We start from the raw sequence: 9,596 nt of genomic DNA on the forward strand, positions 1-9,596 counted from the left end.
CCGTGCGTAGCTGTAAGTTGATTCGATGGTTTGTAAGCCCATCTCCCCTGTAAAATACAATCATAAGCAACATACACGGAGGCCAAGACGGATTGGCATAAAATAACAGGAGGAACGATCATGGATATTCAAGTAGAACGCATTCAAGTGAAAAAAGGACTTTATTTGACTGGCATCGCGAGCTTGGTGATTCTTGCGATATTCATTTACCAAGCAGTGACAGGGATGGAACTCGATACGGGTGAGAAACTGAGTGTATATATTGCGCTAAGTGCTTTTTTAAAGCTCGTGTATGACTATCGAAAATTGTCACTCACAAGGGCGCAACAGCTTTAATTCGTTTGCAAAGTGGGCAGGCTACGCTATAATGGGAGTAGTTTGTTTACGAAAGGAGCTGTCAAACGTGGGTACATTTATCGTAGCATTGGTCCTCGGAGCTTTTCTGTTTTTCATGCTGACAGCGGGCTACAACGAAGACAAAACCTGGAACATGTAAGAAGCATCCAGGGGAAAAAAGCAGGCTGCCTACTGTGGCAACCTGCTTTTTTTGTTTTCTTGTTATTTCTTATTCTCTTTCTTTTCTGCTTTCTTCGCTTCGATTTCAGCCTTGATTTCTTTTGCGCTCTTACCTGTTATGTCAACGCCCCACTTGGCCGCCTTTTCTTTCAGGTTCTCGAGCTGTTCTTGCTTCTTCGCTTCTTTTGCTGCCTTTTTCTCAACGTTTTCTGCTTTTTTTGCTACTTTTGCTTCTTTAATAGCCGCTTTTACTTCCTTCGCCGTCTTACCTGCTGTATCAACGCCCAGCTTCACAGCTTTATCATTTAGCTTGGCGAGTTGCTCTTGCTTCTTCGCTTCTTTTGCCGCTTTTTTCTCAACGTTTTCTGCTTTCTTTGCCGCTTTTGCTTCTTGAATGGCTGCTTTTACTTCCTTATTTGTTTTATCCGTGGTTTCTACGCCCCACTTGGTAGCCTTCGCGTTCAGTTTTGCTCTGTTTTCTTCCTTTTTCTCCACTTTCGAGTGCTTAACCGTAGCATCCGCTGCTGTATCCGCTGCAGCCACAACAGAGATACCGCTAAACAGTAAGGTAGCCATCACCAGAGACGAAACAAGTTTTTTCATACAGATTTTTTCCTCCTTTATTATGTAAAACGTAGTCGTACACCTCTAGCCTACCTGATGATTTTGGGAAAAGTATGTGAAAAAGCAGGCTTGACCATTTTTTCAAACGGACAGCCTGCTTCTCGTCTATACTTTCATGGTCATTCCTTAACCTGCAAACACACCGCTTTTTTCAGAAAGGGCCGTAAACAGCTCTTCTAATGATCCCCGCTGATCTACCGGATACTGAGGCTCACCGCGGTCTTCCATCCAATTGGTTACCAAAAACGTTTTCATTCCCAGCTTGGATGCGACCATGTCCTCCTGCATGTGATTCCCGACCATGACACAGTCTGTCGGTTCAACCCCGAGCTTTTGACAAATCTCCTTGTAGTAACCAGGATTCGGCTTTGTGAAATGCGACTCCTCGTAGACGGTGACCAGCTCGAAATCATTCGGGGACATCCCGATCCAAGCGAGGCGATGGTGAATCGCATCACGCGGGAAAACAGGATTCGTCGCTACTGCAACCCGAAATCCTTGCTCTTTGGCGGCATCAATGATCTGCTTTGCCCATGGTGAAGGATACGTCAGGTGAGAAAGTGTCGGAAATACATCGCGATAAAACGAATCGAACAGAGGCCATATTTCCTCCCGATCCCACTCACTGTGTTCGGTAAAATGTTCGATAAAAACTTGCTCGTTCGTCTTGTCAGGCTCTTGATTCATGATCATTGCCTTGGTCGCATCCCAAATCAGCGCCAACAGCTTTTCGGTATCGTACTTATCTCCGACATGACGGCCTACTTCAACCAAGTAACTTTTGACAAAGGGTTCTGTCTGCATCTCTAATAACGTACCGTCCAAATCAAACAGGATGGTGTTCACAGTCATAATGGATCTCTCCCTCCCAAATGCCTTACGATAGCGATGGAAAACCTAACTGACGAAGTCCCTCAAATAAGACAATAGCTGCACAATTGGACAGGTTCACAGAACGGGTCGCACCGCTCATCGGGATACGAATAGTCTGTTCCCGATATTTTTCTGTCAGCTCTTCTGGCAAGCCCGTCGTCTCCTTGCCCAAGATAATGTAGTCGCCATCCCGGAAAGAAACGTCTGTATACAACTTCTCCCCCCAGGTCTCCACAAAGTAAAAGGTACCCGGACCTTCTCCTTGTGCCGCAGCAAAGTGCTCGAAGCTCTCATGATGGTGAACATTTACTGCATGCCAATAATCGAGACCAGCCCGCTTCAGGTAACGATCGTCCGTTGAAAATCCGAGCGGATGAATCAAATGCAGATGCGCTCCCGTCGCTGCACATGAACGGGCGATGTTTCCCGTGTTGGCAGGGATGAGCGGCTCATGCAAAACAATATGTAACGGCATATCTGAAAATCTCCTTGTAAATTGCGAACTTGATACCTGTACTCGTCCTATTATACCACCGTACCCAGCTTCTGTAACAAATGGAGTGCCTGCTGCATCTAATCAGAAAACTTTGGCTATCGAAGGAGTGACGATTAGATGGGGACACCCTTTTCATTTGGGCGACGCCTTGTCGCACATGTGAGCATCGTGAGTTTGATCCTGTTAGGCGCCAGTTGGATGTGGACTGATTTTTCTTCGTTCCCTGCACTGGAAACATGGAGCATGATTCTTGGCTATCTCTCATTTATTTTGATTGGCTGCACCTTACTGATTGGTCCACTCCAGTCCTGGCTCCCTGTTAGCTGGACGGCTGTCAGCTTGTCCATCCGTCGAGATATCGGCATATGGGCTGGACTAATTGGACTGCTGCATGTCATTCTTGTGCTCGTCCTTTTTGAAAGTGAGCCTCGCCTGATGATCATTCATGAAAACCGTTCTGAAAAGGCTGATGGATGGCTGGGTCTGTTCTTTTTCGATTCCTCTGATCCCACCATGTGGCCATCTCCCAACTGGACCCTCACAGGCGTTGCGAACTATCTTGGGCTGCTTGCTTTTTTCATTCTACTAGCCCTATGGCTGACTTCTTCTGCACGGGCAGAAAAATGGCTGGGTGGCTCCAGTTGGAAAAGGCTTCATCTCGCCAATCCATGGCTTTTTATCATCGTGTTGTTCCATGGCTTGATTTACATACAATCCATTAAAGGAGAACCGCATACCTTTTCAGACATGCTTATTTTCGCAGCAATGATTTGGATGATTCGCAGCATCTCATTTATACGAAGAGCTTTTTTTCGCAAGCGGTAATTATACCCCTCTTATATGAAAGAAGGCATAGCGCATTTTGGGCGTATAGGCTGTGGAATCTTCATATGCCCAATAACGCATGCTGCTATCTGTTGTATGGGCATTCACTAACGGCATCTGATTCGCGTCTTTTGCGACCACGATCGTATTGTGCTGAAAACGCCCATCCCCGTCAAAGTCATAACAAATGATATCACCTGGGAGCAATTCGGCCGCAGAGCTTTTCGTAACAGCCCGCATAGGTGGTCCACCCGATTTCAAAAGCAAATACAAGCTATGCGCTACCGTCCAGCTATAGCTCCAAGAGGTTCCTTTTCCCGTGCGAATCCACCAGCCCTTGCCCATCTCTTTCGACATCAGCATAGGGATTCCGCCAGCGTGTAAACATTGCGAAATAAAATTCGTGCAGTCATCCGTAAAACGAGGATACACGGGATTGGTCGTGTTCCAGTAGCGTTCCGCATACGCGACTGCATTTGAAGCGTTGTAACCTCCCGCTCCATGCACAATCAGCATAGGTTGGTCAATGGCATCCTCGACGCCTGACACAACGATGACAGGCTCCTCCTCTTCCTCGACCACCAATTTTTGATCCCCATTCGACTCCCTCGCCCCGATAATGGACCACTTTTCATTCGTTTTGAGCAACTGGAGCTGGAACACTCTTTTATTTGCCTCTTTATACTTGGTATGCTTGATCCCCAGTGTTTTATTTTCTTGCCATTGAACCGTTATTTCCATGGTGGCATCGGTATCTACCCAACACATGGGCGTTACTTGTCCCTGGACAGCCAATAATTTGACTCCCCGCTCCTCAATTTTCCGCTTCTCCCGGTTCAGTCGATCCCATTCTTCCTGTACGCCAGACTCTCCTGTGCAATAAAAAGGCAGCAGCCGCTCATACTTTCCGTCCATAGATGACCGATGAACTGCTTGAAAGTATTGCTGAACAAATTCACGCCACTCCACTTTCCCCTCCTCCTTTCCGCCTCCAGCCTGCGACATAGACTCATAAACCGCTCATCTCAATGAAGAATATGTCGCTCGTGGAGCATTCAGAAGAAAAAGAAAAGCTGCCCGAGCAAGCAGACAGCTTATTAGGAAGAAGCGTGAGCAAATAGTGGACCTTCTTCTAAGGACAGCAAATATTCTTTAATGGATAAGCCACCGCCGTATCCGACCAAGGCACCATTCGAGCCAATGACACGATGGCACGGTATAATGACAGGAATCGGATTGCGATTGTTCGCACCGCCAATGGCTCGAACAGCTTTCGCCGCTCCAATAGCCAAGGCAATATCTTTGTAAGAACGAGTTTCTCCATAGGGGATGTTCGATAACTCATTCCATACAGACTTTTGAAAGGGAGTTCCGTACAATACGGTTGGAACATCAAACGTTTTTCGCTTGCCTGCAAAATACTCTTCTAGCTGTATTTTTGCGGACTCATTGATCGCATCGTTGCGTGTTGGGGTAATTCCTAAGAACGTTTTTTTGCACCAGCACACCAGAGGCTCCAATCCGTCTTGTTCATTGGCAAACTGAATGTAGCACAGCCCTTCTTCTGTAGAAGCCAAGAGCAATGGTCCAATCGGTGAATCCATCATGGTATAGCCTAATTCCTTTGCCATTTTACGTCCTCCCTCTCTCGTTCAAACTAAGCCTGTGCACGAATCATGCTCATGCCTTTTTCTATCTCTTCCACTACTTCTGGTGACGCCTCTTTTGCTTTCGCGGTAATGAGCGCTTCTTGTGCCTGCTCTCCTCCGATTTTTCCAAGTGCCCATGCAGCAGTTCCACGAATGACTGGACGGGGATCTTCGAACAAAAGACGCTCCAAATGAGGAACAGCCGTCCGATCCTTGAAATGTGCAAGCGCTAGTATGGCATTACGCTGAATGGGCTTTTTGCCCCGCCAAGATGAAGATGATTGGCCGAACTTTTCCTTGAACTCCTTATTGCTCATCTGAAGCAGCGGAACCAACAAAGGCTTGGCAATCTCCGGATCAGGCTGAAATTCAGCATGATGGTCGTTGTCCATACGACGATTCTTAGGACATACCGTCTGACAAGTGTCGCAACCATACAGCCGATTCCCGATTTTTCCGCGGAATTCATCTGGAATAAAATCTTTTACCTGAGTCAAATACGCAACACATCGCTGTGCATCAAGCTGCCCGCCCTGAATCAAGGCTCCGGTCGGACAAGCGTCTACACATATATTACAGTCGCCACAGCCTTCTTCGATCGGTTGGTCGCTTGGCAACGGAAGATTCGTTACAAGCTCCCCCAAGTACACCCATGATCCGAACTCTGGCGTTATGATGGCACAGTTTTTTCCTACAAACCCAATCCCAGCTCGCTCGGCTACCGCACGATCAGACAATGCTCCCGTGTCTACCATGGATTCGATCCGAGTCCCTGGTTCCAGCTCCATAATGAATCGAGTCAACTTGTCCAGCTTGTCGCGCAGAACGTGATGGTAATCGGTTCCCCATGCAGCACGGCACAAGATTCCCCGATACGCGCCAGGCTCTGACTTTGGTGGATTTTTGAGCTTGGATGGGTAGGCCAGTGCTATTGAAATCAGGGAACGTGCCCCGTCTAACAACAGTTCCGGGTTCGTTCTCTTTTCTAAATCATGCTCTTCAAATCCAGATTCATAACCCTTTTCCCGGTGTACAATAAGCCGTTCTTTTAAGGTCGTGAATGGATCGGCACTGGCAAACCCGATCTTATCGATTCCGATTTCCTTGGCATAGTCAATGATGGACTGCTTTGTCTGCTCCCAGTACTGCAAGTCGTTCACAGCTGTTTAATCGCTCCTGTCGCCAATTCGTCGCAGCGGTTGTTCCATTTGTTGTCGGCGTGTCCTTTGACTTTTACGTACTCTACCTCGTGGGTGTCCATCAATTGCAGCAGTTCTTTCCATAAGTCCTGATTTTCCACCTGCTGGCCTTTGCTGTTTTTCCAGCCGTTTTTCAGCCAGCCTTTATACCAGCCTTGCTTGAAGCAGTTAACCAAGTATGCACTATCGCTGTACAGCGCCACTTTACAAGGCTCCTTCAATGTAGAGAGCGCCTTGATGGCCGCCAACAGCTCCATTCTGTTATTTGTTGTATGCGATTCGGCACCGGACATTTCCTTGATGTGTTGACCGTACATCAGTACAGCTCCCCAACCACCTGGTCCTGGATTGCCGGAACAAGCTCCGTCAGTATAAATATCAACCTCACGCATCGTCATCGTCAGGGTTCCCTCCTCTGTTCTCTTCTATTGTATCGAAGCTTAGTCGCTTCCACAAAAATTTTTTGTTATACTACCAAAAATAGGTTTAATAAGGAGTGTCTATAGATGCAAGTTCAGCTAGATTCTTCCGTGTCCGAGCGTCTGCCGCAATTTTCTCTCGGCATTTTACAATACAGCAATGCTTCCGTTAGTGACTCCCCGAAAATGCTGCAAGGACGCATTAATTATTATGTGGAGAGCTTGCGGCTGGAGCACGACACTGCAAACCTGGCAGAAATCGAAGGCATCCGCGAGTGGAGGGCCTGCTTTAAGCAAGTTGGCATTGATCCATCCAGATACCGCCCTTCCTCTGAAGCATTACTTCGCCGACTGCTGCAGGGAAATCCTTTTTTCTGGATTAATAGCGCTGTTGATGTTAATAATTTTTTCTCGGTTTTGCACGCGCTTCCTTTTGGGATTTATGACGTCAATTACTTAGCGGGTGATATCACTTGTCGCCTCGGCTACGCCGATGATGTCTATGAAGGATTAAATGGACGCGAAGTCAACATGGAAGGAAAACTGCTACTCGCGGATGGTAATGGGGCATTTGGGAGTCCCATCGTCGATTCCAAGCGCTCATGCGTAACGGAACAAAGCAGCACGCTCCTCCAAGTCATCTTTTTCCATGAAAAAATAGAACAATCTAAAAAAGAAGAAATCGTAGGTTCAGTTGGTCGCATGTTTACGGAAATCAACGGTGGCGAGCTGACTCACTCCTCTATAGTTACTGCCTAAGAAAAAGACGGCCCGTCATGCAGCCTGGCCGTCTTTTTCTACGCTATCTTCCTTTTTTCTAAAAACAATATGTTCCAGGACCAGGCACACAATAACTCCAAGCAGTAAACCATTGCCGAACAAAAAACTGGCTAATGCAGGAAGTTGCTGCCAAGCTACAGCAGGTACGAACATGACTCCGATCCCGATCAGAAGCGAGCTGCCCCCAACAATAATCGTACGTTCGTCCATCTTCACATTCACGTAATCCTTCAACCCGAAGCCAAGCAGTTGCGTATAGGAAATGAACATTGCCGCGTATGCCACTGGAGTAGGTAAAGCCGCCAAAAAATGAGCAACAGTGGGAACCAACCCAATCAGCATCATGCCCAGCATCGCTATCACAAATGGTAGGCGCGAAGCCATTTTCGTCGTTTGAATAACCGCTGCTGCCAAGGAAAGTGGAATCATACCAACCACACCGCTCAAGCCTGACAGGAAATGGGATACCCCTGTAAAAATGCCCCCGCGGTTGTACTGCTTTTCAGTAGGCACAGTGTCTGTCGCTTTTCCCATGACTGACAAACTCGTCATGAGGTTTGTCAACAGAACGAATCCTGTCAGCATACTTGTTAATACAACGCCCCAATCCCAGCGTGGGGGTCCCCAAAAGAAAATAGAAGGCCATGAAAATAATTGCTCAGTAGGCCGGACAGGTTCTGTCCATCCAAGAAGCGCGTACACGATCCAGCCACCAACCATGCCAAACAATACGGCAAAACTGGAGAATCGCTTCGTTCGCATAATAAACACAACAAGGGCTACGATTCCTATAGACACAAGTGCTACACCCGGTTGTACCTCTTTTGAATGCTGAAAACCAATACCGAGCATGCCGGTGAGAATGTTACTACACAAAGAAACAGCAAGCAAAATCATATACGTCCCTGAAACCAGCGGCGTAAACCACTTCTGCAATTTGCCAATCCAGCCTAATAAACCAAAAATGAAAAAGAGTAGACCTGCTAATATCATCCCCACTTGAAAGGATTGACCAATTTCTTGTGGGTGAAGACCCATGCTCGTTCCGAGTTGAGCCAAAATGATAAAGATCCCCCACCATAATCCAGCCGGTCCTTCTATCATTGGATAGCGGTGTCCAATCCATACCTGCAGTAGTGACGCGAGTCCAATGTAAAACATGGTCTGCTGCATCAGCTTTCCAATTTCATCAGCCTGCAAGCCGTACATATCTCCAATCATTAGTGGTACCGCCACACTGCTGGAAACAGTTACGATCATCCACTGCAATACGGACAGCGTCGTGATCCCCATTGGCGGTTTGTCTTGTAGTTTGTAAAACACCTCAACCACCTCGTCCTCTTACGTACACAAGTTGTCTATTTCCCTGTCTACACTATGTGCATAATAAAGCAGAAAAAAACCCCAATCATCAAGATATCTTGACATTCAGGGTTAGCTTGTAAAAGTATGGTGCCGGTGAAGGGACTTGAACCCCCACGGTTTCCCTCACGATTTTGAGTCGCGCGCGTCTGCCATTCCGCCACACCGGCAAGTACTATGGAGGAGGCACCCGGATTTGAACCGGGGATAAGGGTTTTGCAGACCCGTGCCTTACCCCTTGGCTATGCCTCCATGATATAAGGTGAAACAATTTGAGAAATGGAGCGGACGAAGGGTCTCGAACCCTCGACCTTCGCCTTGGCAAGGCGACGCTCTACCAATTGAGCTACGTCCGCATTTTAATGGCTGGGGTACTAGGATTTGAACCTAGGAATGACGGAGTCAAAGTCCGTTGCCTTACCGCTTGGCTATACCCCAATAAGTAATCCCCAACTATGAATTTATGGGGCGATCGATGGGACTTGAACCCACGAGTGCCGGAGCCACAATCCGGTGCGTTAACCCCTTCGCCACGACCGCCATGATTACTACTGTTGTCTTGAAAAATGGCAGGGGCAGTAGGAATCGAACCCACACCAAAGGTTTTGGAGACCTTCGTTCTACCTTTAAACTATGCCCCTATAAAGGTGGCTCGGGACGGAATCGAACCGCCGACACGAGGATTTTCAGTCCTCTGCTCTACCGACTGAGCTACCGAGCCTTATATCCATGCTTTACGCGCCAATTTCATTTGATTAGAAATGGCGGAGCTGACGGGACTCGAACCCGCGACCTCCGGTGTGACAGACCGGCGTGAACTCCAACTTCACCACAGCTCCATATTTGGTTGCGG

General features: G+C 47.6%; 11 protein-coding genes and 8 tRNA genes. 3 read left to right on the plus strand and 16 right to left on the minus strand.

Translation table 11 applies throughout. From position 1 onward, the window contains the following. Window positions 1-120 precede the first annotated feature (120 nt). On the plus strand, window positions 121-336 hold the full coding sequence (locus ACFVS2_RS23800; protein WP_173621042.1) for a hypothetical protein: 216 nt from the start codon (window positions 121-123) through the stop codon (window positions 334-336). A gap of 222 nt (window positions 337-558) precedes the next feature. Here ACFVS2_RS23800 and ACFVS2_RS23805 read toward each other — a convergent pair whose 3' ends face one another. From ACFVS2_RS23805 to trmL, 3 genes are all read right to left on the minus strand, one after another. After that, on the minus strand, window positions 559-1,119 hold the full coding sequence (locus ACFVS2_RS23805) for a hypothetical protein (RefSeq protein ID WP_390238300.1): 561 nt from the start codon (window positions 1,117-1,119) through the stop codon (window positions 559-561). 147 nt (window positions 1,120-1,266) lie between these two features. After that, entirely contained in the window at window positions 1,267-1,992 is a 726-nt protein-coding gene (locus ACFVS2_RS23810) for an HAD family hydrolase (protein ID WP_390238303.1), read from the minus strand. A gap of 25 nt (window positions 1,993-2,017) precedes the next feature. Further along, window positions 2,018-2,488, minus strand: a complete 471-nt coding sequence (gene trmL / locus ACFVS2_RS23815; protein ID WP_390238306.1) for a tRNA (uridine(34)/cytosine(34)/5-carboxymethylaminomethyluridine(34)-2'-O)-methyltransferase TrmL — start codon at window positions 2,486-2,488, stop codon at window positions 2,018-2,020. 138 nt (window positions 2,489-2,626) lie between these two features. Between trmL and ACFVS2_RS23820 the strand changes: the two genes are divergently transcribed. Next, window positions 2,627-3,334: a ferric reductase-like transmembrane domain-containing protein gene (locus ACFVS2_RS23820; protein WP_390238308.1), complete on the plus strand. Its 708-nt coding sequence runs from the start codon at window positions 2,627-2,629 to the stop codon at window positions 3,332-3,334. Here ACFVS2_RS23820 and ACFVS2_RS23825 read toward each other — a convergent pair whose 3' ends face one another. The 4 genes from ACFVS2_RS23825 to rnhA all read right to left on the minus strand — a co-directional run bounded on the left by ACFVS2_RS23825 (window position 3,335) and on the right by rnhA (window position 6,574). Continuing rightward, complete coding sequence (locus ACFVS2_RS23825; protein ID WP_390238309.1) at window positions 3,335-4,303, minus strand: amidase domain-containing protein; 969 nt, start codon at window positions 4,301-4,303, stop codon at window positions 3,335-3,337. A gap of 128 nt (window positions 4,304-4,431) precedes the next feature. Then, entirely contained in the window at window positions 4,432-4,965 is a 534-nt protein-coding gene (locus ACFVS2_RS23830) for a methylated-DNA--[protein]-cysteine S-methyltransferase (RefSeq protein ID WP_390238312.1), read from the minus strand. A 26-nt stretch (window positions 4,966-4,991) separates the two neighbouring features. Continuing rightward, complete coding sequence (gene queG / locus ACFVS2_RS23835; protein WP_390238315.1) at window positions 4,992-6,143, minus strand: tRNA epoxyqueuosine(34) reductase QueG; 1,152 nt, start codon at window positions 6,141-6,143, stop codon at window positions 4,992-4,994. Beyond that, window positions 6,140-6,574, minus strand: a complete 435-nt coding sequence (rnhA, locus tag ACFVS2_RS23840) for a ribonuclease HI (RefSeq protein WP_390238334.1) — start codon at window positions 6,572-6,574, stop codon at window positions 6,140-6,142. The genes queG and rnhA overlap by 4 nt, the downstream gene beginning before the upstream one ends. A gap of 114 nt (window positions 6,575-6,688) precedes the next feature. Here rnhA and ACFVS2_RS23845 point away from each other — a divergent pair, with 114 nt between their 5' ends. After that, entirely contained in the window at window positions 6,689-7,360 is a 672-nt protein-coding gene (locus ACFVS2_RS23845; RefSeq protein ID WP_390238318.1) for a B3/B4 domain-containing protein, read from the plus strand. Between the two features lie 15 nt (window positions 7,361-7,375). Here ACFVS2_RS23845 and ACFVS2_RS23850 read toward each other — a convergent pair whose 3' ends face one another. From ACFVS2_RS23850 to ACFVS2_RS23890, 9 genes are all read right to left on the minus strand, one after another. Beyond that, the gene (locus ACFVS2_RS23850; protein WP_390238320.1) at window positions 7,376-8,704 is read right to left on the minus strand and encodes a purine/pyrimidine permease; all 1,329 of its coding nucleotides are present in this window, start codon (window positions 8,702-8,704) and stop codon (window positions 7,376-7,378) included. Window positions 8,705-8,831: 127 nt separating this feature from the next. Further along, window positions 8,832-8,913: transfer RNA gene (locus ACFVS2_RS23855), tRNA-Leu, on the minus strand. 8 nt (window positions 8,914-8,921) lie between these two features. Then, window positions 8,922-8,995, minus strand: a tRNA-Cys gene (locus ACFVS2_RS23860). A 28-nt stretch (window positions 8,996-9,023) separates the two neighbouring features. Continuing rightward, window positions 9,024-9,099 (minus strand) — tRNA-Gly (locus ACFVS2_RS23865). Between the two features lie 7 nt (window positions 9,100-9,106). Further along, a tRNA-Gln gene (locus tag ACFVS2_RS23870) sits at window positions 9,107-9,181 on the minus strand. Window positions 9,182-9,207: 26 nt separating this feature from the next. Continuing rightward, window positions 9,208-9,283: transfer RNA gene (locus tag ACFVS2_RS23875), tRNA-His, on the minus strand. 27 nt (window positions 9,284-9,310) lie between these two features. Beyond that, window positions 9,311-9,384 (minus strand) — tRNA-Trp (locus tag ACFVS2_RS23880). A gap of 7 nt (window positions 9,385-9,391) precedes the next feature. Continuing rightward, a tRNA-Phe gene (locus tag ACFVS2_RS23885) sits at window positions 9,392-9,464 on the minus strand. A gap of 41 nt (window positions 9,465-9,505) precedes the next feature. Next, a tRNA-Asp gene (locus tag ACFVS2_RS23890) sits at window positions 9,506-9,582 on the minus strand. Window positions 9,583-9,596 lie beyond the last annotated feature (14 nt).

The organism is Brevibacillus sp. NPDC058079, assembly GCF_042885155.1.
Taxonomy (GTDB): Bacteria; Bacillota; Bacilli; order Brevibacillales; family Brevibacillaceae; genus Brevibacillus.

What these genes read in the sequence shown, in the direction of transcription:
- ACFVS2_RS23800 (WP_173621042.1), top strand. Translation starts at nt 121, where the DNA reads ATGGATATTCAAGTAGAACGCATTCAAGTGAAAAAAGGACTTTATTTG.
- ACFVS2_RS23805 (WP_390238300.1), bottom strand. Translation starts at nt 1,119, where the DNA reads ATGAAAAAACTTGTTTCGTCTCTGGTGATGGCTACCTTACTGTTTAGC.
- ACFVS2_RS23810 (WP_390238303.1), bottom strand. Translation starts at nt 1,992, where the DNA reads ATGACTGTGAACACCATCCTGTTTGATTTGGACGGTACGTTATTAGAG.
- trmL (WP_390238306.1), bottom strand. Translation starts at nt 2,488, where the DNA reads ATGCCGTTACATATTGTTTTGCATGAGCCGCTCATCCCTGCCAACACG.
- ACFVS2_RS23820 (WP_390238308.1), top strand. Translation starts at nt 2,627, where the DNA reads ATGGGGACACCCTTTTCATTTGGGCGACGCCTTGTCGCACATGTGAGC.
- ACFVS2_RS23830 (WP_390238312.1), bottom strand. Translation starts at nt 4,965, where the DNA reads ATGGCAAAGGAATTAGGCTATACCATGATGGATTCACCGATTGGACCA.
- rnhA (WP_390238334.1), bottom strand. Translation starts at nt 6,574, where the DNA reads ATGCGTGAGGTTGATATTTATACTGACGGAGCTTGTTCCGGCAATCCA.
- ACFVS2_RS23845 (WP_390238318.1), top strand. Translation starts at nt 6,689, where the DNA reads ATGCAAGTTCAGCTAGATTCTTCCGTGTCCGAGCGTCTGCCGCAATTT.